This window comes from Chloroflexus sp. (genome assembly GCF_034434295.1).
GTDB lineage: Bacteria > Chloroflexota > Chloroflexia > Chloroflexales > Chloroflexaceae > Chloroflexus.
Map to the genome: position 1 here is coordinate 13,046 of NZ_DAOTZQ010000075.1, position 20,229 is coordinate 33,274.

The 20,229-nt window shown below is 57.4% G+C and carries 12 protein-coding genes; 5 read left to right on the top strand and 7 right to left on the bottom strand.

What is annotated here, in order from left to right; genetic code table 11:
• Positions 1–574: 574 nt before the first annotated feature.
• The 6 genes from VAE57_RS10970 to VAE57_RS10995 all read right to left on the bottom strand — a co-directional run bounded on the left by VAE57_RS10970 (position 575) and on the right by VAE57_RS10995 (position 6,976).
• The gene (locus VAE57_RS10970; RefSeq protein ID WP_322821921.1) at positions 575–1,441 is read right to left on the bottom strand and encodes a hypothetical protein; all 867 of its coding nucleotides are present in this window, start codon (positions 1,439–1,441) and stop codon (positions 575–577) included.
• Entirely contained in the window at positions 1,438–2,514 is a 1,077-nt protein-coding gene (locus VAE57_RS10975; protein ID WP_322821922.1) for a cell division protein FtsZ, read from the bottom strand. Before VAE57_RS10975 ends, VAE57_RS10970 begins: the two co-directional genes overlap by 4 nt.
• A gap of 46 nt (positions 2,515–2,560) precedes the next feature.
• A complete protein-coding gene (locus VAE57_RS10980; protein ID WP_322821923.1) occupies positions 2,561–4,465 on the bottom strand; it encodes an N-acetylmuramoyl-L-alanine amidase in 1,905 nt (634 codons plus the stop codon).
• Positions 4,466–4,505: 40 nt separating this feature from the next.
• Positions 4,506–5,930: a CHAT domain-containing protein gene (locus VAE57_RS10985; protein WP_322821924.1), complete on the bottom strand. Its 1,425-nt coding sequence runs from the start codon at positions 5,928–5,930 to the stop codon at positions 4,506–4,508.
• 120 nt (positions 5,931–6,050) lie between these two features.
• On the bottom strand, positions 6,051–6,245 hold the full coding sequence (locus VAE57_RS10990) for a hypothetical protein (protein ID WP_322821925.1): 195 nt from the start codon (positions 6,243–6,245) through the stop codon (positions 6,051–6,053).
• Between the two features lie 275 nt (positions 6,246–6,520).
• Entirely contained in the window at positions 6,521–6,976 is a 456-nt protein-coding gene (locus VAE57_RS10995) for a division/cell wall cluster transcriptional repressor MraZ (RefSeq protein ID WP_322821926.1), read from the bottom strand.
• Positions 6,977–7,293: 317 nt separating this feature from the next.
• Between VAE57_RS10995 and VAE57_RS11000 the strand changes: the two genes are divergently transcribed.
• Complete coding sequence (locus VAE57_RS11000) at positions 7,294–7,788, top strand: hypothetical protein (protein WP_322821927.1); 495 nt, start codon at positions 7,294–7,296, stop codon at positions 7,786–7,788.
• Positions 7,721–8,167 carry a hypothetical protein gene (locus tag VAE57_RS11005; protein ID WP_162015851.1) on the top strand — a complete coding sequence of 149 codons (447 nt, stop codon included), beginning with the start codon at positions 7,721–7,723 and terminating at the stop codon, positions 8,165–8,167. The genes VAE57_RS11000 and VAE57_RS11005 overlap by 68 nt, the downstream gene beginning before the upstream one ends.
• Before the next feature lie 314 nt (positions 8,168–8,481).
• Here VAE57_RS11005 and VAE57_RS11010 read toward each other — a convergent pair whose 3' ends face one another.
• Positions 8,482–9,177 carry a hypothetical protein gene (locus VAE57_RS11010; protein WP_322821928.1) on the bottom strand — a complete coding sequence of 232 codons (696 nt, stop codon included), beginning with the start codon at positions 9,175–9,177 and terminating at the stop codon, positions 8,482–8,484.
• A gap of 399 nt (positions 9,178–9,576) precedes the next feature.
• Between VAE57_RS11010 and pheT the strand changes: the two genes are divergently transcribed.
• From pheT to pulA, 3 genes are all read left to right on the top strand, one after another.
• Positions 9,577–12,159, top strand: a complete 2,583-nt coding sequence (gene pheT / locus VAE57_RS11015) for a phenylalanine--tRNA ligase subunit beta (protein ID WP_322821929.1) — start codon at positions 9,577–9,579, stop codon at positions 12,157–12,159.
• Positions 12,160–12,162: 3 nt separating this feature from the next.
• Complete coding sequence (gene mvk, locus VAE57_RS11020) at positions 12,163–13,098, top strand: mevalonate kinase (RefSeq protein WP_322821930.1); 936 nt, start codon at positions 12,163–12,165, stop codon at positions 13,096–13,098.
• A 1,346-nt stretch (positions 13,099–14,444) separates the two neighbouring features.
• On the top strand, positions 14,445–20,168 hold the full coding sequence (gene pulA, locus VAE57_RS11025) for a pullulanase-type alpha-1,6-glucosidase (RefSeq protein WP_322821931.1): 5,724 nt from the start codon (positions 14,445–14,447) through the stop codon (positions 20,166–20,168).
• Positions 20,169–20,229: the final 61 nt, after the last annotated feature.

Genomic DNA, 20,229 nt, shown 5'->3' on the forward strand with positions numbered 1-20,229 from the left:
TGTCCGTATTCGTCCAATTATGTCGTCTGTCAGTAATTGAATGAGCTACCCTCTAGTAGATGCTTTTGAAATAGGTTCTACCGAGACGATGTCTTCATCACGACGTTGCGTGGTGTCATATCACATCCAAATCCAAACTGCAACCTACATCAAATGCGCACTCACTTCAGAGACTATGTCTCAATCACTATACTGGGTGATGTCATATCACATCTGCTCTAATCCACGACGTGGCACGCGATCCACGATGTGCCTTTTCGCTACCTCCTTATCCGCCGTATCTCTCGCATGGCGATGAGAACCGACACGGAAGGGGCGGGTTGGGAACCTGCACATCCGTACCATGCAGATAACATCCTCGGATCGTTGTGGAAGGGACGGTAAGCCGGGGATCACCGCAGGTCTGATGCCGGGCCGTGATGCACCGGATGGTGCAAGAGTTGGTATGCTGCCCCGACTCCCCGCCAGTATGGCCTGGATGTTCGGTGCCTGTCATACTCGTTGACAGCAGGAAGCGCATGCGCGTTGCCGCCTGAGTCGCTCTGCTTTTGAACTCGCCCACACCTGACGAACGCTAGCGACGAGCGGAACGAGGCTGTTCCGGCGAGATTGCTGGCAGGCGATCCCATACCAACAAGCCAGGCTGGGCACTGAGGAGTACCCGGTCAGGTGTATAACGGACTGTAAGTCCGCCGGCACTTCCCAACACCCGCCGATTGAGATCGGGGGGGATGGCAGTAATAAAGCCCTCGTCGTCGAAAAAGAGGCGGACGCACGAAAAAGCGAAGGTTAAGTCATGGGGGCTGGCCAGCGTTACTTCAAGTTCGGAATCACCGCTTACGCCAACCTGTCCACCGAGATCGTTGAGCATCTGCCGTAGTGCATCAATATCGACATTGAGCCGCTGGCCTTTGCTACCGCTTAGGGTGATCGTGATATGACGACTGGTGAGCACCGAGTCGATCAAGAGCAGCTCGTAGGGTGTCTGCTCGAACAGCACCGCCGCCGCTGGATTTGAGCGATCGATGGCACGACCGGCCAATGCCCAGCCCAACGCATTGACATCGTAGGCCACACGCATGGCAGTGGGAAAAGAGAACGAAACTGTTGCAGCACCCTGGATCGAAGTCGCCAGACTGGCGGCTGGTACGCCGAAGCCGTACAGAAACCCTCGCAGAATATGCAAGCCGAGGTCGAGACTGATCCGGCGCGAACGTCGACCACTGATATCGATCAATTGCGACACCGCAGGCTGCACACTCAATGGGCTGGAGTCGGTAAGGAGCGGCAACAACGAACCACGAAACACGCTCCGATTATCCCGATGAATAACGACCGATAGTGGGCGAATGCGCGCATCGGGCACCCGCACGGCGTTGGCGCCAAACAGGTCGTGTACCAGAGAGACCAGGGGATCATTTGGGCAGAGATGCAGAATCATAAACAACCTCGTCGGTGCAATTTCAAAAAGGGTGGTAGATCGTTACTGGAGATCGTGTACGTGACAGATGCTTTTGGATTGGCCTGCCCAGAGGAGAGCGACTGACGGAAGGAAGCTACTTCACTGGCAATGAGCGTTACCCGCACGCGATCCCGGTGCGACGTCAGTGGTGAGGTGGCAACACCGATGACCAGATCGATCTCATTGGCAACCACACGATGGATCTGCTCAATCGCCTGATGGACATCGATCAGACCCAGGTTACTGCCACCGATGATCGAAGCGAAGACACGGCGAGCTTTTTGTAAATTTCCTTCGAGCAAATCACATTTCAGCGCGAGCTGCATCGCACGCTGGGCAGCATCACTTCCTGTTGCGCTCCCAATTCCAAGCATCGTTTGTCCGGCCTGACTGAGGGTCTGCCGCACATGGGAAAAATCGAGCTGCATGAGTGAGGGGAGGGAGAGCTGATCGATCACGCCGCTCATTGCAGCAGCTAAAATGGTATTGCTGTACGTCAGCGCAACCGATAGGGTTGTCCGCGGATCGACAAAATTCAAAATCTTTTGATTGGAAACCACAACCACAGCATCAGCCTCTTTGCTCACACTGGCAAGCCCCTGTTCGGCAATCCGGCTCCGCTGTCCCTTTTCGACCTGAAATGGCATCGTAACAAAGGCCAGGGTCAATGCGCCGAGCTGACGGGCAAGCCGGGCGACTACCGGAGCGGCACCGGTACCGGTACCACCACCCATACCGGCGACAATCACAACCAGATCGGCGCCGCTCAATGCTTTCGCCAGCATTGGCTCGCTCTCGACAGTTGCGGCTGCCCCAACATCAGGCCGTCCACCCGCCCCCTTTCCAGCAGTCTGCTGTGGGCCGAGCAAGATACGGGTTGGAATAGTGGTACGCCCTGCCAGGTCTTGCAAATCAGTGTTGGCGACGATCAGATCCACCTGATCGTTCTGGAGCTTCAGCGTACTGACCAGATTCCCACCGCATCCGCCCAATCCTATCAGTTTGATGTTGATCGGGGCGCGAGCGTGCAATGAAGAAGCTGTTGACTGCATATACGTCCTGTGAGGTTGTGATGAGCGGCAGCGCACATCATATTGCTTACGAATGTATGGCCACTTCGCCTACGTGTATCCGGTTGTTGCTAATCCGAAAATGTTGGCAGAGTAACTGAATGAGCGCCTTTGCTGCTTTACGAATTGTCGGCGGGGCCTGGTCGAGTTCACCCTCAACAGCAATGACCAGTGCCCGTTGATCGAGCTGTTCGGCAGGCAGGCCGATGCCACGGGCAGCACGCGCAACATAGCGTTCGTGGCGCAACCGAAAGACGGTGCCGGTATGATCGATGTAGTAGTGCCAGCGCGCAGCCGTATGCGCCTGGGTCAGCGCCAGGCTCGCCGGTCCCGGCGTCGGGACAACGATAATGGTATCAATTGCTCGTCGGCGCACCTCACCGTCACCGGCAAAGAGACTGACATCGATAAATGGGCGATCAGGTCGGGCTGGTCCCACCAACGGGGTTGCCTGCATCACCGGCAGCGAACGCGGATTGTGCAGCCGTGATAATCGGACAACACCGGATACACCCTGACGGTGAGCACCGAGCAATGCGGTGAGCCGACCGAACGGATTGCCCGGTGGCAGTGGCCGGTCGAGCGGCCAATCCGGTGTCGGTAGACGACAGGCCACCACATCGAGGGCAAACGGCATCAACGCGATGGGTATCCCATCAACGACATCTGTTTCGGGTGGGCCAAGCGGCGCTCCCAGATCTTCGTCAAGTGCATACCGCACGAGTGCTGCCTCAGCCTGATACCGCCGACCGGTGCGCAGGGCAAAGAGATCATCAAGCAGGAGGTGTGCCAGTTGTCTGGCTCGCTCACGACTCAGACCGGACAGAATCATCCGGCCTGCCGCAGCACGTCGAATGTCACTTAGACGGTAGATCACCTGCCACTGACCAACTGGCGAGCAGAGGCTGTCGAGGGCGAAGTGCTGACAGGCGACATGCCATCCCGGTGCCAGAGCGAGGCGATGGTTGTGACTGACCGGCATGCCAAGTTCAGCCTCATGGTCGAGAAAATACTGATGGAATGCCCAGCCCGGTTGAAACCCGTTGATCGGGTCGGCAGCCCGGAAGACCGCGTCAAGGAGCGTCAGACGTTGGGGACTGGCCGGAACATCACGCAATCGCTGAATTGGCTCGTCGGGACGCAGGGTGTCATCCGGGTCAACGGGTGCGAAGAGCGTATCGCGGGCGTAGACCTCAACCAGATAGCGGGTACCATCGGGGAGTGACAATACTCGTTCCCGATCATGTGGTGATGACGCCGCACGTGACGCCGGTGGACGGGCGATCAACGATGCCACCGGCATCCCCAGATGGGCGGTACGTGCGGTGGTGAAAAAGGGCCAGTTAGCAGGCAGACCACTCCCGGCAGCGCGGTATGCAATATCGAGCATCCGTTGGCGCATCTGCTCGGTCGGTGGCATGGTTGGTGCGTCGGGGAGATCGGCAAACACCTCACTGACGAAGCGTTGCCAGGGGAAGCCTGCCGGATCGGTCTTCCGGCCGGGGGAAATATCAAGGTGGCGGACAACCTGGTTTGGTGGAATCTGATATTTCTGCACCAGCTCGCGGGTTAACCAGCGTGCCGCCGCGTACTGTTCCGGTGGATACGGATCACGACCATCGTTCCGGTTCTCTAACTCAATCCCAATCGACACCTCGTTACAGCCGTAGACGGTACGCCCGTCCACCTCCCAACGGCTGACACCGGCATGCCAGGCAATATCGTGATCGGCAACCAGTTGCACAATGTGTCCGCGTTTATTGATGTAGTAATGCACAGACACTTCACGGCCCGGCGCACCACCCTGACGCAGCCACTTCAGATCACCGGGATACGTACCGGCGGTGGCGTGCAACACCACCATACGGATGCGATCAGGGGTGCCGGGCTTGAAATTGTTGCGTATCATTCCTAGCCATTCAATCTGATACATGACTCACCTGATATATGTTCAATAGCGTCAGTAGATTCCGTTACGGTCGATCCGCTTGCAAACGTTGACGTGCCCATTCCTCTTGAATGCGTAAACGCCGGATATGTGGTGGGTGGCGAGACTGTGATGATGAGGATGTGCCAAGGGTGAGAACCGGCGGCTGGTCGGTGGGCGGTCGCAGGTAGATAGGACCGTGGCTTCGACTGCGCACATAGAGGGCCGGTACAAACCACGATACCTGATCGGTTTCGCCGACATACAGGGCAATGCGGGCGGCCGCCAACGCTTCCTGAACACTTCGCCCCTGGGCCAGCCCGGCGTATACGATACTGGCAATGCGGGTCGCGGCATCGGCCCGAATCGTAAACTGCATCCCAATCACCACCGGCACACCGGCCATACTCAGCGCCGGTGCGACACTGCTGAGCAGGGTTGCGCCTGGGGTTGCCATAGCGCCCTGACAGGCATGGAGCACGACCATCTGCACACCACCCAAGGCAGCCGCAAGGGCATCTGGTGGTGTCCATTCCTCGCCACCACGTTCACGGTCAAGGAGCAGTGCGCCGCTTCCCTGTTCGTAGCGACCGTGGCCGTAGTAGTGAATAACATCAGGAGACCATTCGCGAACCACACGTTCCAGCTCCCGGCGGGAAATGGGACTCAGCTCGCGCACCTCGGCCAGATTCCGTTCGAGCAGAGGTTGCAGGGCGTTCATACGCACACTCCGCTCAATATGGCGGAGTTCCGTTGGAATACCGGCCTGTGGTGAGAGCGCGAGAATCCGCAGTGCACCACGCCCTGGGGCCGGTGCAGGTGGTGGACCGGTATGCTTCAATCGTCGTTCAATCGTCGCCGCCAGGCGACGCTCCGTCAACAGGGGCGTTGGTTCATCAGCCCAGAGCAATTCCCAAGGTAACGCAGCCAGTGCGACATCAGCCGGAGCGTGGGCGTGAAAGTGGCAGGAGATCAGGAGCGGGCGATCAACGGCCAGCGCGTAGGCGCGCACGATCTTCAACGCCTCCGCACCACGTTTATCGTGCGTCAGTGCGCGAAAGAGCCGTCGCCCAACCCGTCGTGGCAAATCAACCGGTGCCCGGTTATCTTCATCCCAAAAATTGAGTTCACGGAGACGATCCTGCTCTGCCTGACTAAACGTAAATGCCTTCTCCTGAGTAGTTGTCCAGGGGTGGGGATATGCCGGGTCTTGCAAGACATCGAGTGCGCGCAAAACCAGCGGCACATCGGCTTCGGCAATTGGCATCGGCATTTGGCTCTGCGTAATATCAATCACTTCGTTAGACTCCCAACGCACAAAGAAACCACGCTGGTAGGAACTGAAATCGATGGACAGGAGAACGGGCTGGTATGTTGATCGCATAGCGTTTGCCAGTGTTGGTTTCAGCGTAAACGAGAGCTGTAGTGTAGAACCGACCTGACCAAACCGCACGAGCAGTGCCCTTCGCACGCAACACAACTATTGCGGAATAAAGCAAACTATAACTTGGCGAAAAACGGTACATCGTATGCGGCGTGGTTTGCTACCGGTGCTTTTACAAGCCCTCATACATCATCGGAAAGACTTCCTTCATCGTTCACGCGACGAGTGCGGCACCTCAGCCTCAAGTAACCTGCTGAGTAGTTGCTGTTCAGGTTGCCGCTCGGCAATAATCAGGCGATCACGTTGCAATGTCTGACGTAACCGTTGCCGGGCGATTGCCGCGCTGGCCGTTGGTCGATGCAGGGGTGAATGAAGAGTATTGGGATGTGAGCGGGTCATCATTGAAAATCCTCCCTACTGTGCAAGCATCGCGGGTAAACATCGCCAGAAAGCACTGACCGATATGGTCACCTGGGCTTCAACCTATACCCTGGGGCGGATGGATCAGAGCTGCATTGGCATCGGTTTTCCTTTCTACTATGTAATGTAGTAAACACGATCACGAGCAAGTGCCGTCTGATATGGTCGCCCGGCCTTTAGCCTCAACCCTGGGGTAGACGGATCAAAGCTAGATTCTCATCGGTTTTCCTTGCTACTATGTACTGTAGTAAAAACGATCACAAAGAAATGCCACTCTCTGCCAAACCGACCACCGTCCAGTCGCGGCGAGACCAGCGGCCCGCGTTAGCCAGTAGAGTTGCCTGACACTCCTGCCAGCGTTCAGGACTCCACACCTCCAGATACTGATCCATGCCGACCAGCACCGCGTGTCGTTCCAGCGTAGCGTAGCGGCGCAACGACTCGCTTAATGGGATAGTTGCCTGTTCATCAATCGCCAGCACGTGGGCATCGGCAAACAGCAACCGGCGCAGCCAGCGTTCATCAGCACCACTTAATGAGAGACTACTCACCCGTCGGGCCAACCCGCGCCAGAACGGTTCCGGGCACAGATGCAAACAGCGCTCGAATCCACGGGTAACCACGACGCCGGGGAAGAGCAGCGGGCGCAGCGGAACAGGTAGCGTCAGATTGCCGGCTTCATCGAGTGTCACGTCCCATGTCCCAAGTAACATGTCATCCTCTTTGCAGGGAGATAAAAGGGTTGTTTTAAGGTTATTATTGGTACGCCTTTCATACTATAGCATATAATATTCAAGCCGTCTAGTCTGCTGTCGGGTAGTTGATGGGGTCTTGACTTTACTACAATATGTAGTATTATAACATCAAATCGCCCTGAAAAGCCAAAAATGTTGATCAAACGATGCAGGAGGAGTTTCATGAGGTAGATTAAATACATCCCAACAAGTATCCAATAACAACCCAACGGCTAGACAAATCGAACGACCTGTGCTAAAATGGTAGCCAACAAGAACCCGAAAGGAACCCCGCAATGCAAACAGTGAACAGCGATGCAACCATGAGTACTGTGACCAATGCCGATCATCTGGCTGTGCAACTCCCACTTCAGGTTATGGGGCTATCAACTGTCTACGCAGCCACACTCGAGTTGATCGAGCGCCGCTTCCCAACAGTGTTGCCCGATCACCTGTGGGCAGAGGTCGCCGGCGGGGTCGTTCTCTCGCTGGCGCCGGTTGCCCTGGCGGCTCGTCGCCTTGGCAGCCTTGATTGGCGCCGCTATGAAGATCTGGTATGGCGAAGCTTTGTGGCTGCGGGTATTCCTATCATTCTCTGGCAGTTAGGCGAGAATGTCTTGCGTCGCCGCGCAGCCGAAGAGTACTTGCGCCGACCACGAAGGAGCGCGATTAATTATGCCGACGATACCGCGCCGCTGGCCAACCGAACTGGAGACCGAGAGGGTGGAACTGATCCGCGTGGCGGAAGAGGCGGCTCAGGCCATCCTTCAGGCCCGGAGTACGCTGGATGAGGTACGTGCCGAACTCGGTCGTAATGTCCATTTGTGTCGGGTGCTGATTGTCACTGCCGAACGGGCCGTGTACGACGCTCTTGCCGACCTTGAACGTATGCGGCGGCATATGGCTGTCGTGCGTGGCGCCGAGATTAACGGGCGCTGGCCGATGGTTGCTGCCCGTCAGCGTGATGAGAGTGAGCACGCCCTCGAACAGGCACAAACCTGTCTTGAAGAAGCGCAAGACCTCTTCGAGACGTTACGGCAGAGTTATCTGGCTAATTTTATGCTGGCTGAAGCTGTCCTGGCCGATATGACGCTGGCTCTGGCCCGTGCCCGCCGTGCTCTCGAACAGGTTGTGCGTTTGCTGACCGAAGCAGCTATTGGCCGCGAGTAGCATCATCGGGGGTATGAGGTGATAAACGATGAAGTACGCTGGGATTTTCTGCACTGGCACCCAGTGTACTTCAAATCACGTATGACCTGCGTCCCTTGTATGCGAGGAGTATGGCGGCTATGGATACCCACCCTATGCTGGTAGCAGAGAAAGGATAGGGGTACGGTATGCCTTGCCCCACCTTGTCGTCGCATCAGGTTGCGCTGCATCTACGTCCACGATGAATCTCCTGTTACGTGCCAATGGCACGTTTGAAGGTACTCCAACACAGATACGGCACCTGAACGATGTACACTGTTGCGCAAGAGTTGATGTTACGGCGTTGGTGTTGCCTGTACTGTACTGGTTGGCGTCGGCGAAACGGTTGGAGTCACAAATGGCGTAGGTGTTGTAACATCCTCCGCTGTGTCGCCGGCAATATCGCTCAGTCGATTCAGAAATCGGATCAGGCGTTCACTCCGTAGCTCAACCTCACGAATGCGCTCATTCTGCTGTGCCTGGACAGTTGCAACGACTGCGACCAGGACGCGCTCTTCTTGCAACTGATCTTGCAGGACAACCGCTTCAGCAACCGCTGTTTGCAATGCCCGGCCTAGCGCTATCGCAGTAGCCGCCTGACCAACCTGGGCTGTTGCCGCTGTCGTCAGAGCATCAGCCTGTACTTCCAGTTCATCGATCCGCTCACGCGCACCGTTCAGATCGCTCAGGGTCTGGGCCTGAGCAGTTTGAAGTTGACCAATAGTCTCCGCCTGACTGGTTGTAAGTGCCTGGAGCGTCTGTACGCCCGTATTGGCCTCGCGAATTTGCTGTGGTGTGGTCAGATCGACACCTGCCCAGTAGAGAATGCCACCTGCAACAACCAGTGCCAGTCCCACCGCTAGGACTAAGGTGAATAACCAGCCGATGAATCCGAACAGCCGACTCAGACAACTGCGCGATTGAGTGGTCGGGGGCGCGGTACGTGCTGGTACCTGGGGGAGAGGGGTTTGATTCGGTTCAGGTTGGGTCATGGTCTTCTCGTCTAATCTGCGCGGACACACGCAGTATTGTATCATGCTTAGTGGTTTGATCCACACGTTGCGATGGTATGGCGGGTTTGTAACATGGCAGATAGTGTCGAGTGGTTCGGAGTGCGGAAATCGTACTTTTCACATGCACACTGCCAGGTGCAGTACGTTCGCCACTTTGCCTGACTTCCCATCACTCTCCCGCAAGGCTTTGTGCATAGCTGGGCCAGAAGCAGGTTTCTCATCCCTGCCACCAGTAGATAATCGGCGCAATACGTGGTCACACGGTGTGTTGTGTCCAAGCAGGGTGATGGAACCTATCGGGTCACCGGTGCTCACTCTTGACAGGCCGCCGGGCCATGGCTACAATCGCAGCAGCCAGATTGCTACACCGAGGAGTATATGAGAGTTCCACTGTCGTGGTTGCGAGAATTTGTAACAATTGATCTGCCGGTCGAGGAACTGGCCCGTCGCCTGACCTTTGGCGGTATGGAGGTGGCTCAGATTCATCGTATCGGCGTTGAAGGTGCCCCTCTGCCCTGGGACCCTGAACTGATCGTGGTGGCAAACGTCCTGGAGGTTCGTTCGCATCCGAACGCAGATCGCCTGGTGCTGGCCGACGTTGATTACGGTGCCGCACAGCCCCATACGGTGGTGACCGGTGCCCCCAATCTGTTCCCGTACCGTGATCAGGGGCGTTTAACCCATCCGCTCAAGGCGGTATTCGCTCGCGAAGGTGCGCAGTTGTACGATGGTCACGCTGAAGGGTGGGTGATTACAAAACTCAAGGGCCGCCCGGTACGTGGCGTGATGAGCGATGCCATGCTCTGTTCTGAGAAAGAGTTGGGCCTGAGTGAGGATCACGAAGGTATTCTGATTCTGCCAGAGGACGCACCGGTCGGAATGCCGTTACGCGATTATCTAGGCGAAGTAGTGCTTGAAATTGATCTCACTCCTAATTTCGCCCGTTGTCTTTCTATCGTTGGTGTGGCCCGCGAAGTCGCCGCTCTCACTGGTGCGCCACTGCATATCCCCGAACCACAGGTTGAGGCAACCGGTCCTTCGCTGATTGGGCGGGCTGCGGTGACGGTGCTGACCCCCGATCTCTGTCCGCGCTTTATGGTTGGGCTGGCAGAAGGTGTCAAGATCGGTCCGTCGCCCTTTTGGATGCAGCGTCGGCTGTTCAATGCCGGGATGCGCCCGATTAACAATATTGTTGACATTTCCAACTATGTGATGCTGGAGTGGGGTCAACCAACCCACGCCTTCGACGCTGATCGGGTTGCCAATCGTCATTTGATTGTACGGCTGGCCCAGCCCGGCGAACGCCTGACCACGCTTGACAACCGTGACCGTGATTTAACCCCCGGTGCCGAGAGTGGTCTAACCCATCCGCCCTTACTGGTTTGCGATGAGACCGGGCCGCTGGCGGTGGCAGGTGTGATGGGTGGTGCAAGTTCAGAGGTGAGCGAAGCAACGACCAATGTTTTGCTGGAAGCGGCGATCTGGGAACCGGTACAGATCCGACGTACTGCCCGTGGCCTGAAGCTGCCCAGTGAGGCATCACGCCGCTTTGAACGTGGGGTAGATTACGAGTTGCCCCCCATCGCGCTGCGTCGCTGTCTCGAACTGATGCGTCTCTACGCCGGTGCCACCATTGCCGCCGATTTCATCGATGTCTACTCACGTCCGTGGCAGTCGGTGACGATTGATTTACCTCCGTCCGAAGTGCGTCGGCTCCTCGGCATTCACCTCGATAGCCATACCATTGCCGACATGCTCAGCCGTCTTGGCTTTGAGTGTACGGTGGTGGGAAGTGCAACGGTCGGTGATTTTGCTATGCTGGCGGCTGAACCGACAGTGCGCGTGAAGGTGCCTTCATTTCGGCAAGATGTGACCATGACGGCTGACCTGTGCGAGGAGATTGCTCGCATCTACGGTTATGACCGCATCCCGAACACCCGACTGGCCGACGAGCTGCCGCCACCGGCGACCCAGCGCACTATCGAGCTTGAGGATCAGGTTCGTGATCTGATGGCCGGCGCCGGTCTGACTGAATTGATTACCTATTCGTTGATCGACATGGAGCTGGTTGCCAGGGTCCACCCATCTGAAGCGATCGCTGATCGCTACCTCAAGCTGAGCAATCCCAGCACACCAGAGCATGTCTACCTGCGCCGCTCGCTGCTCCCTTCAATTGCCGCAGCACTGGCGATGAACCTCCGCGAACGCGAACGCTCGACAGTCTTCGAGATCGGGCGGGTGTATCTCCCACTTGCCCAACCCGGCCAGAATGATCGCTGGCTACCCGACGAGCCCAGGCGTCTGGCAATCGCTCTCGCCGGTCCTCGCCAGCCAGAGAGCTGGTTGAGCACCGACCGCGACTGGCTCGATTTCTACGATGTCAAAGGGATTGTCGAGCTGCTTGGCGAACGCCTGGGACTGTCCGATCGGCTAAGCTTTGCGCCGCTCACCGACGACGAGCGCTTCCACCCCGGTCGTTCAGCGACGCTCGTGCTCACTACGCAACGTGATGGGCGTGGACGGGCGGTTGAGCAGCAGGTCGTTGGTGTGCTTGGCGAAGCCCATCCACAGGTACGTGCCCGGCTTGAGGTGGCGGTACCGCGCATCGTGCTGGCCGAGATTGATCTGGAAACCCTGTTCGTCCAGGCCGGACAGGCGGTCTACCGGCCAATTTCGCGCTTCCCGGCCAGTACGCAGGACCTCTCCATTGTTGCCGACGAAACGGTGTCCGAAGCCCAGATTCGGAGCGTTATACAGCGTAGTGCCGGCGAATACCTGGAGAGCCTGATCCTCTTCGACCGGTACAGTGGGCCACAAGTTGGTGAAGGCAAGCGCAGTCTTACCTATCACCTGACCTTCCGGGCTCCCGACCGCACCCTTCTCGACGAGACACTGGCGAAGATTCGCAAGAAGATCATTTCCAGTCTCGAACGGGAATTGGGCGCTACAATCCGCAGCTAAGCGATGGCAACGGCACCGGCGAAACTGATCCTCTGTGGCGAACACGCCGTCGTCTATGGCCGTCCGGCGATTGCTCTGCCACTGGCCGATATTCGCTCCACGGCTACCGTAGCGCCATCTCCTGCCGGGAATGGGCCGATGATCCATGCGCCTGATCTCGGTGGCAGGTGGCGCGTGGCCGAACAGCCCGCCGATCCGCTCAGTAGACTGGTCATCACCGTCGTTGAACGTTTTGGGCTACCGGCGGATGTCGAAATCACGATTCGCTCTGCCATCCCAATTGCCAGTGGGATGGGCAGTGGCGCCGCAATTGCCACGGCAATTGTGCGAGAGTTGCTGGCATACGGTGGTCAAACGCTACCACCGGCAGAGATTTCTGCCATCGTCTACGAGAGTGAACGTGCATATCACGGCACGCCGAGTGGCATTGACAATACCGTTGTTGCGTTTGAACAGCCTATCTGGTTTCAACGTCGTCCTGATCAACCACCACTCATCGAGCCGATTGTCATTAGCACTCCCCTGACCCTGGTGGTCGGTGATACCGGTGTGCGTAGCCCCACGCGCTTACCGGTTGGTGCTGTACGCGAGCGTTGGCAAGCCGATCCTGCTCGCTATGAAGCATTATTCGACCAGGTAGCAAGGCTGGTCGTTGCTGCACGAACTGCCCTTGCCGAAGGAGATGCGGGGACATTGGGAACGTTACTCAACACCAATCACGAATTGCTCCGCGACATTGGGGTGTCATCGGCGGAACTTGATCGCCTGACCACCGCCGCTCGTTCTGCCGGTGCGCTGGGTGCTAAACTGGCCGGTGCTGGTTGGGGTGGGGTGATGCTGGCACTCACTACCCCCGATCAGGCACCAGTCATTGCAGCGGCACTACGTGCTGCGGGTGCAACACATACCCTCGTGACCACGATTGCAGCTACCGGCTGAAACCTCTCAGAAATGCCCTTACCCCTGATCCCTCTTCCGCTACGCGCTATGCATTACCCACAACTGGTGTTAACCACGTGCGTGTCAGCGGGTATAATCGCTATGAGTGCTGGTTTGAGCGACCGGCCCGGTGGCAGGGTGCCGCTCAAGCTGTGCCGGCACGTGCTGGATAGATTGCCTGACCCGCTCGTCATGCACGTGTCGCACAGTTTGGAGTGCGGCAGCCATGCTGCCGCAGCAGCCGCGTTCACGATCCGGCGCGGATTGCAGCGGACTCCCGTGCCGGTACGTGCCCCTGATGATGGCGATGGCTGAACGCAGGCCGGCAGCCGGCCCCACAACGTGCTAGTACCGGTGGTGTGTCGAGGCGGGTTCCGTAGGGGCGGGTTCTAAACCCGCCCCTACGGACGGTACCTGTACCGTTAACCTGACCATCCAAGGGATGCGGTGGATGGGAATGTCTTGCACCGCGTGCCATGTCAGATGTAATCGCACCCTCTACGCTCACCTCTCTCGCGCTATGCATTACCCATAACCAGGTTGTCAACCGCTTCGCTCATCAGTCGAACTTATCTCATTGTGTGCGATCCTGGGCACTATCGCGTTGCATCGCTGTCACGTGGGTCTCACGTCACGAATGGGAAGTGGATGGTCGCGGTGCTAGCGGTGATAGACGGTGTATCAGACCGTGGGGCAGGCTGGGAGCCTGCCGGCGGGGCCAGCACCTGACAGCGGTGGAGATGATGCCTACACGCGGGCTGGAAGCCAGCGCCACGGGGAGCCACCACGGGGAGCACTTACAGCCCGGCCTAACGCAGCGTGACATGTGGGTAATGCATAGCACACGCTACGCGGGAGAGGGGTGACTGGGGTTTGCGCTAGTGCTTCCTGATTCGGTCAAATTTGCGTTAGCCTTTCTGCCCATCCCTGATCTCGCAGAGCGCAGGAGCCTGCTCTCGCTGGAGGCGGCGGTGTTGCGGCGCACGACCGAAATTCATTCTTCTGCGCCTTGCCCCCGGTGGGAGCAACGCGAGGGCCAGGGGGTGAGGGGGATACGGCAAGGGCACGTTCCGCATACCGGTTGTTTTTATTTCGTTGCTAACAATACTATTGCATAAAAAATTAAATTATGGTATAGTGATACCGGTTTCCACCAATAACTCAAGCGCCAACGAAGTCACATTGCTCAGTTGCACTAGAGAGGTCGTGCCGTGTATCATCGTAGCCAGCGAACACTTCTTGCCCTCCTCATTGTCTTCGGGTTGTTCGTCACCCTGTTACCGCCCCCAGTCCTCGCTGCTGGCGAAGCCGTCAGAGGAAACTTCAGTTCATGGAATCCTCTCCTAATGTCGTCCAGCCTGGGCGGAACCTATGTGTACGTAAGTAATCCGGTTAATGACAGTAGTCTCTCGCAAGTTCAGTTCAAGTTCTTCAAAGACACCGAACAATGGTACGGGAAAGATGCGCCGAATACGATTACATTCGGTACGATCTTCACTGGTCTCAGCCCTGGCGGCTATAATGAGCGTAATCTTAGATTTGCCCACATTAATAACAGCGTATACGTCTTCAAGTGGGACGGTAATACGAACGGCGTGGTCTTTCAACTCGACGCTGCTCCGGCTACGATCAGCGGGGTGAGTCGTTCGCCGACGGCACCAACTGCCGGTCAGGCGGTGACCGTTACGGTGACGACTAGCAGTACGCCACCTGCTCAACAATCCTTCTGGCTGCGCTATGCCGTCAATGGTAACTGGAGCGCTTCAACAGTTGTTCAGATGACCGGCAGCGGCAGTTCGTATAGCGCTACGATACCGGCCCAATCTTCCGGCACGACGGTCAGTTATTATGTCTTCAGTTCGGCAAATACGAGCAGTATTGCCGGCGCTGATGCCGATCTTATGACGATTAACGCCGATACGAACGGCGGGAGCAATTATAGTTACACGGTGAGTAGTGGTACGAGCGCTATTACTCCCGCGCAGAGTCGGGCACTCTGGCTCGATCTGGCAACGATAGCCTGGAACGGTGGTGCAGCCAACAGTTTTCGCTTGCTGTACGATCCTGACGGTGGGATGACAACTGCTGCCGAAACGACGTTGTGTACGCTGCCTACCCCGGCCACGCCGTGTTATCTGCCTCTGACAGCTAGCGGAACAGTAAGCGGTTACATCAAGAATCCAAATGCAACCGGTCTCACCCGCCTGCTGACCAGTCTGACCGCCGACGCTGCCCGGCATCTGTTGCGCGGGCAGTTGATCGTTGCCGCCTACGACGGCAGTGGGAATCGGATTGATGCCACTCGTGTGCAGATTCAGGGAGTACTTGATGATCTCTACGCAGCTAACGCGACAGCCCAAACCCTGGGTGTGAGCTACAGCGGTGCCATTCCCACGGTTCGGCTATGGGCGCCGACGGCGAAAACGGTTACCCTACGCCGTTTTGCCAGCTCCACGACGACGACCTACACCGATCACCCGATGACGCTCGACCCGACGAGTGGTGTCTGGAGTGTCATCGGTGATGCCAGTTGGGATCGTCAGTTTTATCTCTTCGCGGTCGAGGTCTACGTTCCGACACTCGATGCAGTGGTCACGAACCTGGTCACCGACCCCTACGCCGTCAGTCTCTCGCAAGATGGCGCCGCCGCCAATGATGTGCGGAGTCAGTTTGTCAATCTCAACGATGCCGATCTCAAACCGACCGGTTGGGATACACTGAGCAAGCCGGCACTGGCTAACCCTGAAGACATCGTGATCTACGAGGTGCATATCCGGGATTTCAGTGCCAACGATAGCTCTGTCGCTGCTGCTGATCGGGGCACGTATCGGGCGTTTACCTACGATGGTGCCGGCCCTCACCCGAATCCAACTCTCTCTGACGGGATGAACCATCTGTTGCAACTGCGGCAGGCCGGTCTGACCCATATTCATCTGTTGCCAACCTTCGATATCGCCTCGGTGATCGAGAATCCTGCTGAGCGTAGCGAACCCACCATCTCGTTCAACCCGGCGACCGACCGGGCTTCAAGCAATCCCCAGGCGGCAGTTGGTGCGACCCGGCAAACCGATAGTTTTAATTGGGGCTATGATCCATACCACTACGGTGTTCCCGAAGGTGCGTACAGTAGCGATCCGGATGGCGTGACGCGCATCCGCGAGTTTCGTGAGCTGGTGCAAACCCTTAACCAGAACGGCCTGCGCGTGGTGATGGATGTGGTCTACAATCACACTGCCGCCAGCGGGCAAGATGATAAATCGGTACTCGACAAGATCGTTCCCGGCTACTACTATCGCTACGACACCAATGGCACGCTTTACCAGTCGTCGTGCTGTGCCGACACCGCCACTGAGTATGCCATGATGGAGAAGCTCATGATCGATACGGTCGTGCGCTTCGCGACTGCGTACAAGATCGATGGCTTCCGTTTCGATCTGATGAACCTGCACACCCGCCAGAACATGCTCAATGTGCGATCAGCAGTGCAGGCATTGAACCTCTCCACCCATGGCGTTGATGGCAGCACGATCTACCTGTACGGTGAAGGCTGGGATTTCGGTTCGGCAAAAGACAAAGGGCTAACCGTTTGTCCGCATTGTTATGCGCACAAGCACAACATGACCGGCAGCGGTATCGGTGTCTTCAACGATGTCATTCGCGATGCTGCGCATGGTGGTTATAGCACCGACCCGGTTGGTATTCGTCGCCAGGGTTTTATCAACGGTCTGAGCTACGATTGGAACGGGTACAACTACCCCAACCGCTTCCAGAGCGATCTGCACGCTACCATGGACACGCTACGTTCAGCGTTGCGCGGCAGCGGTACCGATTGGAACGGGCAGGGCAATCCCTTCACCGACGATCCGCAAGAGGCCATTAACTACGTTGAAAAACACGATAACGAGACCCTCTTCGACCAGAACGTCTTCAAGTTGCCCAACGGCGACGGTAGCGGCAATCCGGGCTGGATCGGCAGTAGCATTCCCACCATCACAATGAGTGATCGGGTGCGCAGCCAGAATATGGGAGTGAGCCTGATCGGTCTGGCCCAGGGGATTCCCTTCTTCCATATGGGGCAGGACATCCTGCGCTCGAAATCGCTCGACCGCAACAGTTACGATTCGGGCGATTGGTTTAACCGCGTCTACTGGGATCGCAGCGCGAACAACTTCGGGCGTGGGCTGCCGCCGGCCTGGGATAATAGTTCACGTTGGGGCATTATGACCCCGTTGCTCAACAACACGGCTCTCGATCCCACTACTGCCGATATGAATGCGGCGGCGGCGCATCTGCGTGAGACATTGCGGCTGCGAATGAGTTCGCCACTCTTCCGCCTGACCAGCGAAGCTGACGTGAATGCCCGCGTTTCGCACTACAACACTGACAACAGTCGCGATGCCTTGCTGGTAATGCGGCTCTCTGATCAGGTCACGCCTGATCTCGACCCGAATTGGGAGAACATACTGGTCTTCTTCAACGCCAACAAGATCGCACAATCGATCACCATTACCAATGCGAACGGATTTGTCCTGCATCCACTGCACACCAATGGTATCGATGACGATCCGGTGATCGCGACTGCGACATTCAACGACGCGACCGACACCTTTACCATCCCGGCGCGCACGACGGTCGTCTTCGTTTCGACCCAGCCGATGGAGCCGCCGAGCACCATCGACTGGGTCGGGTTGATGTACCCACGCGGTGGTGTTGCCCACGCAATCAATGAGAACAATTTCGCTCCGGCCGGATTCGATGTCTTCGTGCAGGTCTACGAAGCAGGGGTGACACCAGGGACGGGCCAGGGTGCGGGGATCGAATGTTACCTGCATTGGGGGCGCTACGGTCAACCGTGGACTGATCTGCCGATGACCTACAATACCGACGTTGGGAATAACGACGAGTATCGGGCGACCATTCCCAAGGCGACGCTGGAAGCGCTGGCACCAGGAACGTATGGCTTTACCACCTACTGCAAGAAGCCGGGCGAAGGACCGAAGTGGAAAGTAGACAGCTACAACATTAACGGTAATCCAGCCGATGATGACCAGCGCGATGGCCTGATCACGATCATTCCCAATGCAGATAGTGCGCTCGAACCAAACGGTGGCGTCTTCGTTCACCTCTTTGAATGGCGCTGGAGTGATGTGGCAAAGGAATGCACCTTCCTCGCTCAAAAAGGCTACACTGGTGTACAGGTCTCGCCACCGAACGAGCATATTGTGCCAACCGCCGATCTGGGTGGCAATCCGGCCAACGACTTCCCCTGGTGGGCACGGTATCAACCGGTTTCCCACGACACCACGCGCTTCACCAGCCGTAGCGGTACCTGGGCCGAGTTCCAGCAGATGGTGAACGCTTGCAATGCCGCCGGGGTTGCTGTCATTGTCGATGCGGTGATCAACCACATGGCTGACATTCAGGTCGGCACACCACCAACCGGTACCGCCGGTACCACCTACCAGTCGCAACCGGCAGGCTCACGATTTTACGGAACGCAATACCTGCCCGATGATTTTCACGCTGATTGTTTGATTAGCGATTATAGTGATCGTAATCAGGTTCAGTATTGTCAGTTGGCCGGCCTGCCAGACCTCGATACCGGCAAGAGCACTGTGCAGACGAAGCTGCGTGCCTACCTGCAAGCCCTGCTCAATGCCGGTGTCAAAGGTTTCCGCATTGATGCTGCAAAGCACATGGCGGCACACGAGGTCGGTGCCATTCTCGATGGCCTGACTCTCCCCGGCGGTGGTCGTCCGTACATCTTCAGTGAAGTTATTGACATGGAGCCCAATGAGCGGATACGCGACTGGGAATACACGCCTTACGGTGACGTCACCGAGTTTGCCTACAGTATTAGCGTGATCGGGAACACCTTCAATTGTGGTGGATCGCTCAGCAATCTGCAAAACTTCACCACGAACCTGCTGCCCTCGCGCTTCGCCCAGATTTTCGTTGACAACCACGACAACCAGCGCGGGCACGGCCCCGGTGGTGGCTGTGTCGTTGACCATCGCGATGGTCGGGCACACGTACTGGCCAATATCTTCACGCTGGCCTACCCCTACGGCCACCCGTCTGTCATGTCCAGTTATTACTGGACAACCAACCCCAGCAGCAATGCTGGAGACAGCCTCGGCCCGCCGAGTAGCAATGATGGTGGTACAACCTGGGGACCGGGGCTAGGTGCCGATACCCGTCCGGTCTACGGCGTCGGGCAAAGTGCAGGCGAATATCCGGCCAACTGTGCCGGTACGTACCCGAATCCGGTGACCGGTGGCGATCTCGGTAAGTGGGTTTGCGAACACCGCTATCCGGCAATTGCCAATATGGTGCAGTTCCGCCAGACCACACAGGGCGAGCCGGTAACGAACTGGCAGAATATTGGCGGAACACCAACCAACCATATTGCCTTTGGGCGTGGCAACAAGGGCTTTGTCGCCATCAACAACGGATCGGTGGCCGCACCAACAACCTACCAGACCGGCCTGCCTGCCGGCTTCTACTGTGACGTCACAAAGTACGACTTCCAGGGCGGGAACTGTGTCCTACCCGGTACCAGCACACCGGCGCCGGCCAGTGCATTGATTGAGGTCAACGCCAGTGGTCAGATCGTCAACTATACCCTGGCCGCGCAAGATGCATTCGCCATCCACGTCGATGCCCGGCCACAGTACCAGATCACCGTTCAGGCTGACCCAACCGGTAGCGGGACAGTGACCGGTGGTGGCACCTATCTGCACGGCGCAACCGTCACCGTGAATGCAACCCCGGCTAGCGGCTATACCTTTGTAAACTGGACAGAAGGGACAACCGTCGTTGCAACAACCGCCAGCTACAGCTTCGTTGCCACGAGTAACCGCGTCCTGACAGCCAATTTTGTGCCGACGGCGACGGCAACGGCGACGGCAACGGCGACGGCGACCCCGACGGCGACGGCAACGGCCACCGCGACGGCAACGGCGACCGCCACGCCAACGGCGACGGCGACCGCCACCCCAACGGCCATGCCAACGACCGAACCGTCACCTTACACCTACAAGGTGTACATTCCGCTGGTGATGAGGTAGTACAAACCGCATTTTTCGCTTCAATGAGCGACGGAACGCACAGCGCTGTGCGTTCCGTCAT

Coding starts and splice junctions, on each gene's coding strand:
- VAE57_RS10970 (WP_322821921.1), bottom strand. CDS start 1,441: ATGATTCTGCATCTCTGCCCAAATGATCCCCTGGTCTCTCTGGTACAC.
- mvk (WP_322821930.1), top strand. CDS start 12,163: ATGGCAACGGCACCGGCGAAACTGATCCTCTGTGGCGAACACGCCGTC.
- VAE57_RS10995 (WP_322821926.1), bottom strand. CDS start 6,976: ATGTTACTTGGGACATGGGACGTGACACTCGATGAAGCCGGCAATCTG.
- VAE57_RS11000 (WP_322821927.1), top strand. CDS start 7,294: ATGCAAACAGTGAACAGCGATGCAACCATGAGTACTGTGACCAATGCC.
- VAE57_RS10980 (WP_322821923.1), bottom strand. CDS start 4,465: ATGTATCAGATTGAATGGCTAGGAATGATACGCAACAATTTCAAGCCC.
- VAE57_RS10975 (WP_322821922.1), bottom strand. CDS start 2,514: ATGCAGTCAACAGCTTCTTCATTGCACGCTCGCGCCCCGATCAACATC.
- VAE57_RS10990 (WP_322821925.1), bottom strand. CDS start 6,245: ATGATGACCCGCTCACATCCCAATACTCTTCATTCACCCCTGCATCGA.
- pheT (WP_322821929.1), top strand. CDS start 9,577: ATGAGAGTTCCACTGTCGTGGTTGCGAGAATTTGTAACAATTGATCTG.
- pulA (WP_322821931.1), top strand. CDS start 14,445: ATGTCGTCCAGCCTGGGCGGAACCTATGTGTACGTAAGTAATCCGGTT.
- VAE57_RS11010 (WP_322821928.1), bottom strand. CDS start 9,177: ATGACCCAACCTGAACCGAATCAAACCCCTCTCCCCCAGGTACCAGCA.